Source organism: Corynebacterium suicordis DSM 45110, from assembly GCF_015351405.1.
Taxonomy (GTDB): domain Bacteria; phylum Actinomycetota; class Actinomycetes; order Mycobacteriales; family Mycobacteriaceae; genus Corynebacterium; species Corynebacterium suicordis.
Genome location: NZ_JADKMY010000002.1, coordinates 113,804 through 131,868, shown reverse-complemented (window position 1 = coordinate 131,868; position 18,065 = coordinate 113,804). Strand labels below are relative to the sequence as shown.

The 18,065-nt window shown below is 61.4% G+C and carries 14 protein-coding genes; all 14 read left to right on the top strand.

Annotated elements, in window-relative coordinates; all coding sequences use genetic code 11:
- Window positions 1–30: 30 nt before the first annotated feature.
- Window positions 31–444, top strand: a complete 414-nt coding sequence (locus IRY30_RS06955) for a DUF3040 domain-containing protein (protein WP_194556712.1) — start codon at window positions 31–33, stop codon at window positions 442–444.
- Window positions 445–892: 448 nt separating this feature from the next.
- Window positions 893–1,324: a division/cell wall cluster transcriptional repressor MraZ gene (gene mraZ, locus IRY30_RS06950; RefSeq protein WP_194556711.1), complete on the top strand. Its 432-nt coding sequence runs from the start codon at window positions 893–895 to the stop codon at window positions 1,322–1,324.
- A gap of 207 nt (window positions 1,325–1,531) precedes the next feature.
- Window positions 1,532–2,563 carry a 16S rRNA (cytosine(1402)-N(4))-methyltransferase RsmH gene (gene rsmH, locus IRY30_RS06945; protein WP_194556710.1) on the top strand — a complete coding sequence of 344 codons (1,032 nt, stop codon included), beginning with the start codon at window positions 1,532–1,534 and terminating at the stop codon, window positions 2,561–2,563.
- 224 nt (window positions 2,564–2,787) lie between these two features.
- Window positions 2,788–3,525, top strand: coding sequence for a hypothetical protein (locus IRY30_RS06940; protein WP_194556709.1), 738 nt, complete (start codon window positions 2,788–2,790; stop codon window positions 3,523–3,525).
- A gap of 296 nt (window positions 3,526–3,821) precedes the next feature.
- Window positions 3,822–5,576 (top strand): peptidoglycan D,D-transpeptidase FtsI family protein, encoded by a 1,755-nt coding sequence (locus tag IRY30_RS06935; protein ID WP_228503204.1) that lies wholly within the window; start codon window positions 3,822–3,824, stop codon window positions 5,574–5,576.
- A 2-nt stretch (window positions 5,577–5,578) separates the two neighbouring features.
- Complete coding sequence (locus IRY30_RS06930; RefSeq protein ID WP_194556708.1) at window positions 5,579–7,213, top strand: UDP-N-acetylmuramoyl-L-alanyl-D-glutamate--2,6-diaminopimelate ligase; 1,635 nt, start codon at window positions 5,579–5,581, stop codon at window positions 7,211–7,213.
- Between the two features lie 4 nt (window positions 7,214–7,217).
- Window positions 7,218–8,792, top strand: a complete 1,575-nt coding sequence (locus IRY30_RS06925; protein WP_194556707.1) for a UDP-N-acetylmuramoyl-tripeptide--D-alanyl-D-alanine ligase — start codon at window positions 7,218–7,220, stop codon at window positions 8,790–8,792.
- 4 nt (window positions 8,793–8,796) lie between these two features.
- A complete protein-coding gene (gene mraY / locus IRY30_RS06920; protein WP_194556706.1) occupies window positions 8,797–9,897 on the top strand; it encodes a phospho-N-acetylmuramoyl-pentapeptide-transferase in 1,101 nt (366 codons plus the stop codon).
- 58 nt (window positions 9,898–9,955) lie between these two features.
- Window positions 9,956–11,473 (top strand): UDP-N-acetylmuramoyl-L-alanine--D-glutamate ligase, encoded by a 1,518-nt coding sequence (gene murD / locus IRY30_RS06915; protein ID WP_194556705.1) that lies wholly within the window; start codon window positions 9,956–9,958, stop codon window positions 11,471–11,473.
- A complete protein-coding gene (locus IRY30_RS06910; RefSeq protein ID WP_228503117.1) occupies window positions 11,470–13,212 on the top strand; it encodes a peptidoglycan glycosyltransferase FtsW in 1,743 nt (580 codons plus the stop codon). Before murD ends, IRY30_RS06910 begins: the two co-directional genes overlap by 4 nt.
- A gap of 6 nt (window positions 13,213–13,218) precedes the next feature.
- Window positions 13,219–14,334, top strand: a complete 1,116-nt coding sequence (murG, locus tag IRY30_RS06905) for an undecaprenyldiphospho-muramoylpentapeptide beta-N-acetylglucosaminyltransferase (protein WP_194556704.1) — start codon at window positions 13,219–13,221, stop codon at window positions 14,332–14,334.
- A 24-nt stretch (window positions 14,335–14,358) separates the two neighbouring features.
- Window positions 14,359–15,891, top strand: a complete 1,533-nt coding sequence (murC, locus tag IRY30_RS06900) for a UDP-N-acetylmuramate--L-alanine ligase (RefSeq protein WP_194556703.1) — start codon at window positions 14,359–14,361, stop codon at window positions 15,889–15,891.
- Window positions 15,891–16,562 carry a cell division protein FtsQ/DivIB gene (locus IRY30_RS06895; protein WP_194556702.1) on the top strand — a complete coding sequence of 224 codons (672 nt, stop codon included), beginning with the start codon at window positions 15,891–15,893 and terminating at the stop codon, window positions 16,560–16,562. Before murC ends, IRY30_RS06895 begins: the two co-directional genes overlap by 1 nt.
- A gap of 242 nt (window positions 16,563–16,804) precedes the next feature.
- Window positions 16,805–18,028, top strand: coding sequence for a cell division protein FtsZ (gene ftsZ / locus IRY30_RS06890; RefSeq protein ID WP_194556701.1), 1,224 nt, complete (start codon window positions 16,805–16,807; stop codon window positions 18,026–18,028).
- Window positions 18,029–18,065 lie beyond the last annotated feature (37 nt).

Below are 18,065 nucleotides of genomic sequence, written 5' to 3'. Positions count from 1 at the left end.
TCTCATTTATCGCATAAATGGAGGTTGATCGTGGCTCTATCGGAGCAAGAGCAGCGCGCACTCGAAGAAATTGAGCGGGCGCTTACCGCGGAAGATCCGCGTCTAGCGAAGCGTGCTTCTCAAGGGGCGGGTGGCACAGGCTTTGCGCTCAATATTCAATCAGTGGCCATCATGCTCTTGGGTCTTTGTGTGCTGGTCGGTGGCGTGAGCTTGGCTCAGCATTCTCTGTGGTTTGTGGCGCTGAGCGTGCTCGGGTTCTTCATCATGTTCGGTGGTGGGCTCATGGCGTTCAAGGGGGGATCGGCAGGGTCCGGAAGGGGAAAGGCTAAGCCTTCCGCTAAGCGTGGCGGGCCTGCAGGACCGGCATCTTCCACCAAGGGCGGCAAGCCAGGTGGCGTGAGTGATCGCATGGAGGAAAGTTTCCGTAAGCGCTTTGAGAAGTAACTTTCACTGACGCGATGCTGGCGCAGTAGCGCGGGTCGCTGCGCGTCATAGTTTTGGATTTACCTCGAGTCTCTTTCTGCAGGGGCGTTCCACTGAAAAGGTGGGGCGCCCCTTTTTCGTGCCCGCAACCGCCCCCTTTTGCTCATTTTTCCTCCACTTTGCCCCACAAACCCTTATCGTCGCTGGTGAAGCGCGGTATGCCTGAGGTTGTGAGAGGGTAGGTCCCTGGCGGAATTTTTGAGCTCGTCTTGCTAATCTCCTGTGAGACGGGAAAGATAGTGCAGGTCAGCACAGGAAATCCCTCAAGTAATTATTTAATGTTCGGCGTGTGGCTGTTTAAGTGGGGGACAGTGGGGTAAAGTGGGGGAAGCAACGTGCTGATAACTGAACAGAGCTGGTGAAGATAAGAAACCTCAGTGTCAACCGGTAAGCGAAAGGAGCCGCAGACATGTTCTTCGGCACTTTCACACCGAAGTTGGACGACAAAGGAAGGCTCACCCTGCCTGCCAAATTCCGCGAGGAATTGGCAGACGGGCTGATGGTGGTCAAAGGTCAGGACCGAAGCTTGGCGGTATACCCGCGAGGTGAATTTATGGTCCGAGCCAAAAAGGCCGCAGCTGCCTCCCGCACAAACCCCAGGGCACGCGCCTTCGTGCGCAACCTGGCGGCGAGCGCGGACGAGCAGACTCCAGATTCCCAAGGACGGATCACAATCCCCGCGCCACACAGGGACTATGCGGAATTGACCAAAGAATGCGTGGTCATCGGCAACGTGGATTTCCTCGAAATCTGGGACGCCCAAGCATGGGAGCGCTACAGCGCAGAGCATGAAACCGACTTCTCAGTCGGCGACGATGAATCCTTCGCGGACTTCCTTTAACAAGCACCTTCTACAGAGTGTGCGCAGGCCCTTATCTGCGTGGACGACGTGACGTTTGATGTACTTCCCCGATATCAAGCCCACACCCACGCAGGTAAGGCCCTGTTCGCACTCTTTGTTATTTCACCAGCTCTGAGACGGTTTTCGGCGGAAAAGTCGGCGTCGAAAAAGACGAAGAACACCAAGCAGTCAGGAGAGGAGGACAACATGAGCACACACGGCCACGTACCCGTCATGCGGGATCGAATGGTGGAGCTGATCGCTCGTGGGGTCCGCTCTCCGCTGGCGCCGGAACAACCGATCATCGTTGACGGAACCCTCGGCGCGGGTGGCCACACGGAAGCTTTCCTCGAGGAATTCCCCGAGGCCATCGTGGTGGGATTGGATCGCGATCCGAACGCGATCGCGGAGGCCGAAGAGCGCCTGGCTCGTTTCGGTTCCCGCTTCCTGAGCTACCGCACCCGCTTCGATGGCATCACCGAGGCACTGCAGGACCTGGTGGAACAGGGCAAAATCCCGACCGACGCCACCACGCACGGCATCTCCGGTTTCCTCTTTGACCTGGGCGTATCTTCCATGCAGCTCGATCAAGCTGAACGCGGTTTCGCTTATAGCCAGGACGCGCCACTGGATATGCGCATGGATCCGGACATGCCTCTGACTGCCGCGGAAATCCTCAACACCTATTCCCACGGTGACCTGGCGCGGATTCTCAAGACCTATGGCGATGAGCGTTTCGCGGGAAAGATCGCCAGCGCGATTCTGCGAGAGCGGGAGAAGGAAGCGTTCAGCGATTCCGGGCGACTCGTCGAGCTGCTCTACGCGGTCATTCCTGCGGCCTCGCGGAGGACTGGCGGACACCCCGCCAAGCGGACCTTCCAAGCCCTGCGCATTGAAGTCAACGCTGAGCTGGAGGCACTGGAAAACGTTCTGCCAGCAGCGGCTTCGTGGCTGCACATTGGCGGGGTTGGGGTGTACATGAGCTACCAATCTCTGGAAGACAAGATCGTGAAGAAGGGGCTCTCGGAGCTCACTGCTTCTCAAACGCCAGCTGGTCTGCCGATGGATCTGCCCGGCTCGGAAGCTGAGTTTGAGCTGATCACCCGGGGCGCGGAAAAGGCCTCCGAAGCGGAGATTGAGCAGAATTCCCGATCCGCTCCCGTGCGCGTTCGCGCTGCTGCTAGGGCAAGCATGCGCGGATACCAACGTTTCCCTGTTCCTCCACGGGGGACGTCATGACCACACACATGCCACCCAGTAGTTCCCGCTCACCACACTCAACTCCCGAAGGACACAGTATGACCACCGGTTCGCTCAAGACTCGAGGTTCGGCCCCAGCGACACCCCGTCGGAGCTCGGGAACGAAGTACTACGGAGACTCCCAGACCGAAGATCAGTCCGGCACTCGCGTTGGTGGGACTGGTGCTGTGCGGACGAGCACTGTCAGGCCTGGTTCCCGGGTAGTGAGCGCTCGGGTTGCGGGCGGAACCGCTCGCCCCGTTTCTACTGTGGAAACCCCGGCGTCTCCACGCACGCTGCGTCGTACCCGTCGGCTTGGTTCTCAGCAGCAGGTGTCGGTGCGCGGTCGTCGCATCGCGCCGGTCAAGTCTCAGTCCGCACTCAAGAACTGGGCCGTGGCGGCTGTAGCTGCATTCTTGGTGGGAATTGGCTTCACCCAATACCTCTCCGGTGTCACCACCGAGCAGTCCTTCCAGATCGCCGAGTCCAAGGAACAGTCGACCGCACTCAGCGATCAGCTGGAGTCCTTGGAGCGCGACGTGGCAGTGGCTCAGTCCGGTGGAAACATCGCGGCTGAGGCTGCAAAGCTCGGCATGGTTGCCCCGCAGCAGCCAGGAATCCTCAGCGTGGAGGGGGACAAGGTAGAGGAGCGTCGCGAAATGGCCGGCGATTCCAACCGCCCAGTGGTGGATGTCAACGGAAACCAGCGTCAGCCCGGTGCCACTTCTGATCCGAACAAGACCAACAACGTGCCAGGACTCGCACCGCAGAGCGCAGCGGGTGCTGCAGCCCAGAACAACAGCACGGGCGCGGTTCCTTATTCTGACCAGCAGTCCGGTAATTCGGGCAACGCGGGCAACGCAGCCCCTAACGTTGGGAACACCCCTGCAGCACCAGCCGCGCCTGCGGCTCCTGCTCCAGCAGCTAACCCAGCTGCAGCTCCAGTAGCCCCACCGAACTAAGCCCGATGAACTAAGCCCGCGAAAAGGCCCACCTCAGCCGCACGAACCAAACCCACCCACACCGCCAAAGCAGTGACACGCCGGGCAGATTGCCCGGCACATTGCTTTAAGCGATGGACAATGAGACACAAATGCTGTCCGCAGAAAGGAGTGAATAAGTCTTGGCAACACCGCGCAAGCCTCATTCACAGCGAACAGCCAACTCAAATGCCTGGCTGATCATCGATAACAGCAAGGAGAACCTGAGCAAGCGTCTCGGTTTGATCGCCATCATCATCGTGATCTTGGTTCTCGCGATGATTCTCCGCCTCACCTGGGTGCAGTTGGTGGCTGGCCCAAAGCTCGCCGAGCAAGCTCAGCTGCAGCGCACGGCAGTGATCACGGAACCTGCACATCGCGGTTCCATCACTGATCGCAACGGCAATATCCTGGCCTACACAATGGAAGCCCGCTCCCTTTCAGTGCAGCCTGACCGCCTGCAGAAGTTCATGCAGGAGCGCCACGAGCTCAATCCAGAAGAGGTGGCTGCGCCGGAGCAACGGCTCAATGAAATCGCCAAGAAACTTCCCACCATGATCAATGAGGAAGGCGATGACATTCGCGAATCCGATGTGCGCAAAAAGCTCACTTCGGACACCAGCTATGCGGTCCTCGTGCGCAACGTGGACCCGGATGTAGCCCGCGCCGTCACCAAGGAGTTCCCCGAGATCACCTCGGAACGCCAAGATATTCGCCAGTACCCCAATGGGGCGATCGGCAACAACGTGATTGGCAAGATCAGCGTTGATGGACAGGGCCAGTTCGGTTTGGAACTTTCCCAGGACGGACGCCTGCAGGGCGTCGATGGTTCACGAACCGTTGACGTGGGCGGCGATGGTTATGAGATCCCGGGCTCAGTGCGCGATGCCCACCCACCGGTGGATGGCGACGCCTACCAGCTGACCCTCGATGTGGATGCCCAAACCTACATCCAGCAGCAGGTGCAGCAGGCCAAGGATCTGTCCAAGTCGAAGTCCGCCAGCGCCGTGGTGCTGGATACGACCACCGGTGAAGTCGTGGCCATGGCCAGCTCTGACACGGTCAATCCCAACGAGGATGTGGAAAAGCAGCTCAAGCGGGATCGCGTCTTTGGCGATCGGAACACCTCGAACGCCTTCGAGCCAGGTTCCGTGGCCAAAATCATGACTGCCGCGGCAGCCATCGAAGAAGGCAAGACCCAACCCGATGAGGTGCTGCAGGTTCCCGGCAGCATCGAAATGTCCGGCGTGACCGTGAAGGACGCGTGGGAGCACGGCACCGTTCCGTACACCACCACGGGTGTCTTCGGTAAGTCCTCCAACGTGGGCACGCTGATGCTGGCCCAGCGCGTAGGCCAGGACAAGTTCTACCAATACCTGCGCGATTTCGGCATCGGCCAAGCCACGGGAGTGGGCCTGCCTCACGAGACCTCCGGTTACATGCCGGATCTCAGCCAGTGGTCCGGCGGCACATTCGCTAACCTGCCCATTGGCCAGGGCATGTCCATGAGCTTGTTGCAGATGACCAGTGTTTACCAGACCTTGGCCAATGAGGGCGTGCGCATTGAGCCCCGGTTGGTGAAGTCCGTGACTGCTGCGGACGGTAGCCAGATCGCCATGCCAGAAGCTAAGCGCACGGAAGTGGTTTCCCCACAGTCCGCGCGCACCGTGGTGGACATGTTCCGCGCTGTCACCCAGTCTGATCCCACCGGCGTGCAGCAGGGAACGGGTGCCGCGGCTGCGGTGAAGGGCTACCAGATCTCCGGCAAGACCGGCACCGCGCAGCAGATCGATCCGGACACGGGTGCGTATTCCAACTCGAACTACTGGATCACCTTCGCGGGCATCGCGCCCGCCGATAACCCTCGCTTTGCCGTGGGCATCATGCTGGATGATCCCGAGCGTGGCACGGATGGCGGTGCCGGTGGATCCGCCGCACCCCTGTTCAATGACATCGCATCCTGGCTGCTGGATCACTACAACGTTCCTCTGTCCGGTGACCCCGGCCCGATGTTGATGCTGGAGAAGAAATAATCATGAGTACCCTCGCTGAACTAGCCCGCATCACGGGCGGCGCCCTGCTTCCAGATAACCACGCTGGGGAAGTGGAAGTATCCACCTGCACCCTGAACTCCGCCGAAGTCACCGCAGATTCCCTGTTCTGCGCCGTGCCTGGCACCCGCGCGCACGGGGCGAAGTTCGCAGCGCAATCTGGCGCCCGTGCCGTGCTGACGGATGCGGAAGGCGCGGAGATTGTGGCCGTCGCAGACCCCTCACTGCCCGTGCTGGTGGTTGATGATGTTCGACGCCACATGGGGGATGCCGCCGCCGAGATCTATGGGCATCCTGCGAGCAAGCTGATGGTGGTGGGAATCACCGGCACCTCCGGTAAGACCACCACCAGCTACCTGATTGAGAATGCGCTGATGCAAAACCATTCCGTGGGCATCATTGGCACCACGGGCACGCGCATCAATGGGCAACCGGTGAAAACGGAACTGACCACCCCGGAAGCCCCCACCATGCAAGCGCTGCTAGCGCGCATGGTGAACGAGGGTGTGACTCACGTGGTGATGGAGGTCTCCTCCCACGCGCTGGCGCTGGGAAGGGTGCGCGGAATTGGCTTTGACGTGGCCGCATTCACCAACTTGAGCCAAGACCACCTGGATTTCCATCCCACGATGGAAGATTATTTCCAGACCAAGGCCTCTCTCTTCAGCCCCGCATACGGCAGCCCTATTCCCGTGGTGTGTGCTGATGATAAGTGGGGACAGCGCCTGGTGGAGCAGCTGCTGGACAACGATTCGGCGAACACGCAAGACGTGGCCGCGCTCACCTGCGTGGTCACCACCGAGGCTGATGCCGCCGAGCGAGCCGCGGGTTGGCGCGCACGTCATTGGAACGCCGATTCCGTGCAGGTACAGCCATCCGGCGAACAGATCATCCACGTCACCCGCAACGGCGCGGGCCCGCTAGCGGAAGAAGATGCTGAGCAGACAGAGGACTTCGGCTACCAGATCGCCCTCGCCGGAAACTTCAACGTAGCCAACAGCCTGCTGGCCCTGGCCTGCGTGTACTCGCTTGGCGATAGCTCGGCTGGTTCGGTGGAGGAGATCGCCCGCAGCATCGGCACCGTCCAGGTGCCTGGCCGCATGCAGGCGGTTAACGAGGGTCAGCCGTTCCTGGCGATGGTGGATTACGCCCACAAACCAGGTGCCGTGGCCAGCGTGGTGCAGACCCTGGCCGATTACATGCCTTCTGCTGAAGGGCGGATCGGCATGGTGCTCGGCGCGGGCGGAAACCGCGACCACGATAAGCGCCCCAAGATGGGATATGAGGCAGCCCGAGTGGCAGACGCAGTATTCGTGACGGATGATAATCCCCGTGACGAGGAACCTGCAGCGATCCGGGCGCAGGTGCTGGAGGGGGCACGGGTGGCGTCGAAAGAAAGAGAAGAAAAACAAGATAAGGTGACCATCCAAGAGATCGCCGATCGGGCCGAAGCCATTGCGGCTGCGGTGCGGTGGGCGGAGCCCGGAGATGCGATTGTGATTGCTGGCAAAGGCCATGAAAAAGGCCAGTTGGTGGCAGGTGTGATGCACGATTTCGATGACGTGGCGGTACTCAGTGCAGCCTTGCGCGAAGTCTTGGCCGAAAGTGACAGGAGCTAGAAACATGATTGAACTCAGCATTGGGGATATCGCCACCGTCACTGGCGGCACGCTCATTAATGGAGTGGATCCGAACGCGATGGTCGCCGGACCCGTGGAATTCGATTCTCGAGTGATCACGCCCGGGCAGATCTTCATGGCGTTGCCGGGTGCGCAGGTGGATGGGCACGACTTCGCCCAGGGTGCGCAGGCCGATGGTGCAGCGCTGCTGCTGGTAGGACGCGATATCGGACTGCCTGCACTCCTGGCCGCGCCAGCCAAGACCGCTGATGAAGTAGCGAATGCTTCTGCATTTGAGCACGACGCAGCAGGCCACGGTGCAGCCGTGTTGGCCGCCGTGGACAAGCTGGCGCGGCACAACACCGACCGGCTGGTCAGTGAATCAGACTTGACCGTGGTGGGAGTTACCGGCTCAGCGGGCAAGACCTCAACTAAGGATCTGCTGGGTGCCGTGTTGCAGACCGCAGGTGAGACCGTGGCGCCTCCGGGCAGCTTCAACAATGAGATCGGCCTGCCGTACACCGCCTTGCGAGCTGGATGGAACACCAAGTTCCTGGTCTCCGAGATGTCCGCCCGCGGGGTGGGTCACATCCGGCACCTCGCGGAAGTCACTCCGCCCACCGTGGGCGTGGTGCTCAACGTGGGCACGGCTCACCTGGGTGAATTCGGCTCCCGCGAGGCCATCGCGCAGGCCAAGGGCGAGCTGGTGGAGGCACTATCCGCCTCCGGGCTGGCCGTCTTGAACGCCGACGATGACATCGTCAGCGCCATGGAATCTCGCACCCAGGCCCGCGTGGTGAAATATTCCACCAGTGAGGCGATGGGGAAGTCCGGACGGGCGGATTACTACGCCACCAATATTGTTCTGGATGAGGTTGCCCGCGCTGAGTTCGACCTGCACTATCCCACCAGCAGGCAGTCTGCGGATGGCTCTGCTGCGGTTCACTCGGAGGCAGGCAGCATCCGGGACACCAGCTCCATCCACGTGTGCCTGGGAGTCTTCGGCGCGCACCAGGTTTCCAACGCTTTGGCCGCTGCCGCGGTGGGCATCGAGCTGGGTCTCGACCCGCAGAAGGTTGCTAATGCGCTCTGTTCCCATGTGGCCGCCAGCGCCAACCGCATGGATGTGCGCACCCGCCCGGATGGCGTGACCGTGATCAATGACTCCTATAACGCCAACCCGGAATCCATGCGTGCGGGGATCGACGCCCTGGCGTACACCGCCGCGGGTCGTCCCGAAGCCACCAGCTGGGCAGTACTTGGGCAGATGGGCGAGCTGGGCGACGATGGTTCTGAGGAACATGCTGAGCTTGGCCGCTTCCTCGGTGGACGCCGGATTGATCGGGCGATCATCGTGGGCAGGGGAGTCAACCAGCGCGCGCTGGCCAACGAAGCCAAGGCTCAGGGTGTGAAAACCAAGCTGGTGGATGATATCGATGCCGCCGTGAACATGCTGGATGTGGATCTACGTCCCCACGACGTGGTCCTGGTGAAGGCTTCTTATAGTGATGGACTGTGGGGCGTGGCCGAAGGCTTGCTCACTCCCCGTGCCGGAGACGTGAACGAGGGAGACAACTAAGACCATGATGCAGATCTTTATTGGAGGCGCAGTCGCGTTTCTGGTCACAGTGTTCTTCACTCCCGTGCTTATCCGCCGGTTCACCGCCGAAGGCCTGGGCCAGGAAATCCGCGAGGATGGGCCGCAGTCCCACCTGAAGAAGCGCGGCACGCCAACCATGGGTGGCATCGCCATCCTGGCCGGTTTGACCATCGGCTACCTGGTGGCTGCTCTGCTGGGATATATCACCAGGGGAGTCGGGCCAGGCGTTTCCGGTTGGTTGGTGCTGGGACTGACCCTCTCCCTGGGTGCAGTGGGCTTTGCCGATGACTACATCAAGCTAGTCATGGGCCGAAACCTGGGTCTCAACGCGAAGGCCAAGCTGCTGTGCCAGCTGGCCATCGCCGTGCTGTTCAGCGTGCTGATCCTGCAGTTCCCCGATGAGCGCGGCCTGACCCCAGGTAGCACCTACTTCTCCTTTATCCGCGATATTTCCACGTTCAATATCGCCATCGGTGGCGCCATCATCGGTGGCGCATTGTTCATGCTGTTCATCTACCTGCTGATCTCCGCATGGTCGAATGCCGTGAACCTCACCGATGGTCTGGATGGCCTGGCCGCAGGTGTCACCGCAATCGTCATGGGCGCGTACGTGCTCATCACGTTCTGGCAGTTCCGCAACTCCTGCGCCTCGGGCGCAGCCGTGGGTTGCTACTCCGTGCGCGACCCGCTGGATCTGGCAGTGCTCGCCTCCGCGGCACTGGGCGCATGCCTTGGTTTCCTGTGGTGGAACGCGGCTCCGGCGAAGATCTTCATGGGAGATACCGGTTCCTTGGCACTCGGTGGACTCGTGGCCGGGTTGTCCATCACCACCCACACCGAACTTCTCATGGTGATTATCGGAGTCATCTTCGTGGCAGAAGCTGCCAGCGTGGTGATCCAGGTGGGCTACTTCAAGGCCACGGGGAAGCGAGTCTTCCGCATGGCACCGATCCACCACCACTTCGAAAACGGCGGATGGGCGGAAACCACCGTGGTGGTTCGCTTCTGGCTCATCGCCGCACTCATGGCGATGTCCGGATTCGCCCTGTTCTACGGGCAGTGGCTCGCAGAAATAGGCTTCTAGCCGGGGCCGATATGGCGTCGAAATAGAAAGAAATACTCTTCAACAAAGTGAGGCCACAGTGACCACAACACAGACACTCGAACCAGCGGACGCCGTGCAATTCATGCTGAGCGAACGCGGCGTGCTGGTTGCTGGGGCCGGTGTGGCCGGGCGCGGTGTGCTGACCATGCTGCGCCAGATGGGTGCGGCGAACATCATCGTGGCCGATGATCACGTCACGCAAGCCGAGCTAGCGGTGCGGGACTCGCCGGAATTCGCCAAGGAAACTTACCTCAAGGTGGCGGAAGCTCGAGAGCTGATTGGTGGGGAGAGCGCGCCTCAGCTGGTGATCACTTCTCCGGGTTGGCGCCCGGACTCTCCACTCCTTACAGAGGCTCAAGCCGCGGGAATCCCCGTGATTGGTGATATCGAAGCCGCGTGGCTGGCTGATCAGGCGGAGACTTTCGGACCGGCGCGCACCTGGCTGGCGATCACCGGTACGAACGGAAAAACCACTACCACGGCGATGCTCACCGCCATGCTCATTGCGGATGGCCAAGCTGCCGCTGCGGTGGGCAATATCGGCACCGCACCGGGAATCGCCCTGACCGCGGAAGACCGCGGGGAGCAGCGCGTGGATGTCATGGTGGCCGAAGTGTCCAGCTTCCAGCTGCACTGGGCACCGAGCTTCCGTCCCGATACCGGCTGCGTGCTCAACCTGGCAGAAGATCACTTGGACTGGCACGGAAATTATGCAAGCTATGCCGATGCCAAGGCACAGGTGTTCCGCGCTCGTACCGCGGTGATCCCGGCCAACGAACCTGAGGTTCTGGAGACCATCGCGCGTCTGTGGCCGGACGCGACGCAGATTCCTTGTGAAGACATTCGCCTGTTCAGCAGCGGGGAATCGGTTGAACTGGGTCCTGCACAAAGTGTGCTGGATGGCCGAGTGAGCCGCGGTGATGTGTGCATCCGCGGGGGCAAGGTGGTGGAGTTGGCAGTTCAGGACGTCGTCTTGGCCAGCGCCGAGGGCATTTCCCCTCCCGGACCCGCCGGTTTGGCCGATGCTGCGGCAGCCGCGGCCATGGCCCGGAGCGTGGGAGTCAAGCCCGCGAGCATCGCCTCCGCCCTGGAAAACTTCCGTGTCCAAGCCCACCGCGGACAAGTGGTGGCAAGCACCGGGGGAGCGCAGTGGATCGATAACTCCAAGGCCACCAACCCGCACGCGGCCTCAGCCGCACTCAAGGGCCAGTCCAACGTGGTGTGGATCGCCGGCGGTCAACTCAAAGGAGCGGCCATCGAGCCACTCATCCAGGAGGTTGCCGAAGCGCTCAAGGCCGTGGTGGTGCTGGGCGTGGACCGCGCAATCATCGCTGAAGCATTGGAAAAGCTAGCTCCCCATGTGCCCGTGGATGTGGTGGAAGAAACCGATCCTGAGGCCGCAATGAAGGCAGTGGTTGCTAACGCGAAACAGCGGGTGAGCCCGGGCGATAGTGTCATTCTGGCTCCTGCCGCCGCTTCACTTGATATGTATACGGGTATGAGTCAGCGGGGCGATCTCTTTGCGGAGTACGCCATGGAAGGTAGCCAGTCATGAGCACAAGAATCCCCGGTGCCAACTCCCGCGGGGACGGCCGCGAGCTGTCCAACTCGCGAGGGAAGGGCAGCCCGCGAGTTCAACGTGAATCCATGCCGCTATCCAGCGCCAGATCCGCCAGCGTGAAGTCTCCCAGTTCACGCTCACAAGATCCGCGAACCAAGAGCGCTCAATCTCCAGGTGTCCGCGCTTCTGGGGCGAGCCCTGCCTCCACGTGGAAGACCGTGCATGAACGCGTCAGCGGAACTTTGGCTCGCCCTTTGGTGAACTACCTGGTCATTCTTTCGGTCACGCTGCTGCTCACGGCCTTTGGTTTGACCATGGTGTTGAGCTCTTCCATGGTGGATTCCCGCGCCAATGGTGGCAGCGTGTTCACTGAATTCTTCCGCCAGGCAACCTTCGTGGCAATCGGCCTGGTTGGAATGTGGGTGGCTATTCGCATGCGGCCGCAGACCATCCGCAAGTACGCGCCTGCGCTGTTATTTGTTGCCCTGTTCTTATTGGCAGCGGTACTTGTGCCCGGATTGGGTTCGGGCGACGAGCTGGGCTCCCGGTCTTGGCTTCGCCTGGGCGCATTCGGTGTGCAGCCCTCGGAGATCGCCAAACTTGCCCTCGCCGTGTGGGGTTCATCGGTGGTGGCCGAGCGCCTCCCGAAATCAAACGGCCTCCTAGACGTGCTGGGGAAGTTCTTGCTCTATGGTTGCGTGATCTTGGGCATGGTTCTGTTCCAGAAGGACCTCGGCATGATGATGTCCGTGGGTATCGTCCTGCTCTCGCTGGTGTTTCTGGCTGGAGCTCGAGGAAAGATCTTCCTCGTTGTTGTTGGCGCAGTCGCAGCGGTTGGCTTGTTGGCCATTCTCACCACGGCGTACCGCTCAGCGCGTATCACCACCTGGCTGGACACCATGTTCCTCGATTTCTCTGACTCCACCACCCAGGGCGCGGCCTTCCAGTCCTATCAGGGCATCCTTTCCATTTCCGACGGCGGTTTCTTCGGCCTGGGCTTAGGCCAATCACGAGCGAAATGGTTCTACCTGCCGGAAGCCACCAATGACTTCATCTTCGCCGTGGTGGGCGAGGAACTGGGTTTCCTGGGCGCGATGGCAGTGGTTACGCTCTTCGCTCTGCTGGGCTGGTTCGGCATCAAGACCGCGCTTGCTCACGTGGATCCATTCATGCGTTTGCTGGCGGCTTCGCTGACCATGGGCGTGATGGTGCAGGCATTCCTCAACATGGGTTATGTGGTGGGATTCATGCCCGTCACGGGTATCCAGCTGCCACTGATCTCCGCCGGTGGCACCTCCGCGGTGATCACCCTGTTCTCCCTGGGATTGCTGGCCAACTGTGCCCGGCATGAGCCCAATACGGTCTCTGCCATGCAGCATGAAGGCCGGCCATGGATCGATAGAATTCTGTTCCTGCCTGAGCCACAACCGGTGGTGGCGGGAAGTGAGCGTCGAGAAGAACGACGATCCACCACCCAGCAATACGGTGAGCCCGTGACCCAGCGTCGTGGAGGCGCGGGTCGGGCGGGCCAGGATGCCCGCCGGGAGAGGGATCGTCTGGCGGAGTCTCGCCGTCGAGTCGGCGCGGAAGATTATCAGCGTGACTACGATGGACGCAGACGCAGCTCATTGCCGCCCGTCCAGGAACCTCGTTCCCGGCGCGTTCCTCGGGACCCGCAGGCAAAGAGCCCAGTACAGCGCAGAACTAACCGCCCAGACTCCAGGAGGCGTTAAGCCCACATGAGTGACACGCAACAACCCGATTCCTCGACCGCAAAACTTTCCGTGGTGGTTGCTGGCGGGGGCACCGCAGGTCATGTCGAACCAGCTTTGGCCGTGGCTGAGGCAGTGCGCTCGCTTCGCCCCGAGGCGCGCATCACCGCATTGGGTACTCCGCGCGGTCTGGAGAATGTGCTGGTGCCGGCGCGTGGTTTCGATCTGCGGATGATTCCTCCCGTCCCAGTACCGCGCAAGCCCAACAAGGACGCGCTGACCCTGCCGTTGCGCTTGCGCAAGGCAATCTCTGAGACCAAGAGGATCCTCCGAGAGGTAGAGGCCGATGTGCTCATCGGCTTTGGCGGATACGTCTCCGCACCGGCTTACTTGGCCGCCAGGTCCCTGGGCATTCCCTTTTTCGTGCATGAGGCTAACGCCCGCGCAGGTGTGGCCAACAAGCTGGGCGTGAGGCTAGGTGGCCAGGGATTGGCCGCGGTTGCCGGTTCGGGTCTCGACGCCGAGGTGGTCGGCATCCCAGTGAAAGAATCCGTTCTGCAGTTGGATCGTGCCGCAACGCGCAACGAGGCTCGAGAATTCTTCGGGCTGGATCAGGAGAGCCCAGTGCTCCTGGTCACCGGTGGCTCCCAGGGTGCGCAATCCATCAACGCAGCGATGGCCGAAGCACAGCAGATCCTGGCCGATAGCCGGGTGGGCGTGCTGCATGCCTATGGGCAGAAGAACGATTTCGTGGTCACTGCCCAGGGCGGACCCGCGTACGTGGCCGTGCCATACATCGACCGCATGGATCTGGCGCTGGCAGCCGCAGACATGGTGCTGTGCCGATCAGGCGCGATGACCGTCGCGGAGATCTCCGCCGTGGGTCTGCCCGCCGTGTACGTGCCACTTCCGCATGGCAACGGCGAGCAGGAGCTCAATGCTCGCCCCATCGTGGAGGCTGGCGGCGGTGTAATCGTTCCAGATTCCGAACTCTCCGCCCAGCGCATCGCGCGCGAAGTTGTACCCATCTTGCGTGACCCACAACGTCTCGCCGAGGCATCCCGAGCCGCTGCCCAGGCTGGCCACCGCGATGCCGCGCGCAATATCGCGCAGCGTCTCATTGACGCAGCTCAGCAGTCTTAAATCTTCGAAAGGTTTTCTTCACACATGACCACTCCAGCGGTTGATCTCTCTCGCGTGCACATGGTGGGTATCGGCGGTGCCGGAATGTCCGGCATTGCCCGCATTTTGCTCTCCCGTGGGTATCACGTCAGTGGCTCCGATATGAAGGATTCCCGAAGCATCCTGGCCCTGCGCAGTGCGGGTGCCGAGGTGGCCATTGGGCACGCGTTGGAAAACTTGCAGCTTCTCGGGGAACAGCCCACGGTGGTGGTCACGTCCTTCGCTGCCATTCCGCAGGACAACCCAGAGCTGAAGGGCGCCCGCGAGGCAGGAATCCCAGTGATCCGTCGCTCTGACGTGCTGGCACTGCTGATGCAGGATCGTCGCTCGCTCCTGGTGGCCGGAACCCACGGCAAGACCTCCACCACCTCCATGGCCGTGGCTGCTTTGCAGGCCGCGGGCACGGACCCTTCGTTTGCGATTGGCGGCCAGCTCAACCGCGCAGGCACCAATGCTCACCACGGCACGGGGGATATCTTCATCGCGGAGGCCGATGAGTCCGATGGCTCCTTCCTGTCCTATTCGCCGCGCGTTGCCGTGGTGACCAACGTGGAGCCCGATCACCTGGATTACTTCGGCACCGAGCAGGCGTATCGTCAGGTCTTCGCCGATTTCGCGCAGCTCGTGGAGCCCGGTGGCGCGCTGGTGGTGTGCCTGGATGATCCCGGTTCCGTGGAGCTGGGCAAGCTGGCCTTGGCGCAGGACTTCCGCGCAGAGCCCGTGACCGTCTGGGGCTATGGCACCCGCGCTGCAGCGGACGCGCACCCAGAGATCCCCGCCGGGGCAGTGGTGGAAAAGATGAGCATCACCGCTCAAGGCACCCATGCCAGCGTGAGCTTGCATGCGGATGTTGCTGCGGAAGTAGGTGGGGATTCCGAATCCGTGGAAATGCTGGTGCGAATTCCCGGCGTGCATATGGTGCTGAACGCCATCGCCGCGCTGCTGGGCGGTGCATTGTTGGGTGCGAATGTGGCCAAGCTCGCGGAGGGCATCGGGGACTTTGATGGGGTGCGACGCCGCTTCGAGTTCCACGGGGATGTCAATGGAGTCCAGGTGTATGACGATTACGCCCATCACCCTACGGAGATCACGGCCGTGCTCACCGCCGCCCGCGAGCGTTTGACTGCCGCCGGCAAGGGGCGAGTCATCGCCGTGTTCCAACCACACCTGTTTTCCCGCACCATGACCTTTGCCCGGGAGTTCGGCGAAGCGCTCTCCCTGGCGGATCAGGTGATCCTGCTGGAGATCTTCGGTGCCCGCGAAGAGCCGGTGGAAGGCGTGGACTCGCGGATCATCGGCAAGCACGTGAGCAGCCAATGGTCCTACCAGCCGGTCTTCAACGAAGTTCCGGAATCCGTTGCTGAGCTGGCGGAGAACGGCGATATGGTGCTGACCATCGGTGCCGGAACCGTCACGCTGCTGGCAGATGAAATCATGCGTGCCCTGACTGAGCGCGATTCCGCGAGGGAAAACCCGGGTAACTCCAGCGCTGGTGCGGATACAGCAGGAGCTCAGTAGTGAAGAAGAAAAACCGCAGGCGCATCCCGCTGGCAGTGGCGCTGGTTGTCCTCCTCGTGGCGATCCTCGCCGTGTGTGCCTATTTCTTCCCGCTGCTCACGGTGAAAAACATCGAGGTCGAGGGCGCGGTGCACGCCGATACCGAGCAGGTGAAGACCGCCACGGGCATTCCTGCGGGGGAAAACATGTTCCGGGTGGATTCAGCCACGGCCGCGCAGAGCGTGGCCGTGCAGCCGTGGGTGGAGAAAGCAACAGTGTCCCGCTCCTGGCCCAACACCGTGACGGTGAGCATTACCGAGCACCAAGCCGTGGGCTACTTGAAGGACAAGGGTGATCCCTTGGCGGTGAATGCACAGGGCAAGACCTTCCTGCGCGGCGTGCAGCCCGAAGGAGCCGCGGAATTCCGGGATGTGAAGGCGGATGATTCGGCCGCAATCGCTGCAGCCGCGAAGGCAGTGGCGGCCCTCAAGCCGGAGAATCGCGAGCATCTGGAGTACGTCTCTGTGAAGAATGCCGAACGCATCGAGATGCACTTTGCGGATGACCGCGTGGTGTTCTGGGGATCGGCAGATCGCGCGTCAGAAAAGGCTGAAGCAACGTGGGTGGTGCTGCAACGCGAAGGTGCGCGGTGGAATGTTTCTAACCCCGCGATGCCCACGCTGAAACCCTAGCTGGGAGATTGGGCGTCGAACTTCAAGTACTACTTGAGACCTACGACACGCAACCAAAAATGTCCACTCAATTACGCGCTGCGGCAGTCATGATGGTTAACAAGATCGGACTCCAAAACCGCATCAAAGACAGCACGTTGAGGGCCATTGAACACGGGGATCTACTGAGAGAAACCGCGTCTTCACGGCCAGAAACACCCAGCAAGAACCAACAGTAAGAATGGAAAGGCGGAGCACCGGATATGACCACTCCAGGAAACCACCTCGCAGAGATCAAGGTGGTGGGTGTCGGCGGCGGCGGCGTCAACGCCGTGAACCGCATGATCGATGAAAAGCTCCAAGGCGTTGAGTTCATCGCCATCAACACCGATGCCCAAGCACTGATGCTCACCGATGCAGACGTGAAACTGGATATCGGCCGCGAAGAGACCCGCGGTCTCGGCGCAGGCGCCAACCCCGACGTGGGACGCAAGTCCGCTGAGGATCACAAGGATCAGATCGAAGAGATCATCTCCGGCGCAGACATGGTCTTCGTTACCGCTGGCGAAGGCGGCGGCACCGGAACGGGTGCAGCTCCCGTGGTGGCAAACATCGCGAAGAAGCAGAACGCCCTGACCGTGGGCGTGGTGACCCGCCCATTCACCTTCGAAGGCAAGCGTCGCGGCAAGCAGGCCCTGGCGGGCATCGAGGCAATGCGCGAGGTGTGCGACACCCTCATCGTGATCCCCAACGATTCCCTGCTGCGCATGAGCGATGAAGAGCTCTCCATGATGGAAGCTTTCCGCAAGGCCGATGAGGTTCTCCTCTCCGGTGTGGAAGGCATCACCAAGCTGATCACCACCCCTGGTGTGATCAACGTGGACTTCGCAGACGTGCGCTCCGTGATGACCGATGCCGGTTCTGCCCTCATGGGCATCGGTACCGCGCGCGGCGAAAACCGCGCCGTGAAGGCCACTGAGTCCGCCATCAACTCCCCACTGCTGGAGTCCACCATGAAGGGCGCCAAGGGCGTGCTGCTTTCCTTCGCCGGTGGTTCCGACCTGGGCCTCATGGAGGTTTCCCAGGCTGCAACTCTGGTCGAGGACCTGGCGGATGAAGATGCCAACATCATCTTCGGCACCATCATCGATGACCAGTTGGGCGATGAAGTTCGCGTCACCGTCATCGCTACCGGTTTCGACGATTCCCCATCCGCTGATTCTCAGGCTCAGCGCAATGGACAGTCCGCGCAACAGCGTCAGCCCGCTGCGGCTGCACAGCCGGCGTCGACCATCTTTGAAAACCCGGAGACCCAGCAGCCTCCCCGCGCACAGGAGCCTGAACCCCGTCCGGGTTCCAGCTTCTCCCAGCGCACCCACCGCGAGGTGCCTGCCTCCCAGCCAGGCGGGCTGTTCACCAGCCAGGAGCCTCCTCGTTACTCCGCAGTTGAAGATGACGATGACCTGGATCTGCCAGATTTCCGCTAGTTAGTTTCTAGCTAGGGTTTGTTGAAGAAGGAGCAGG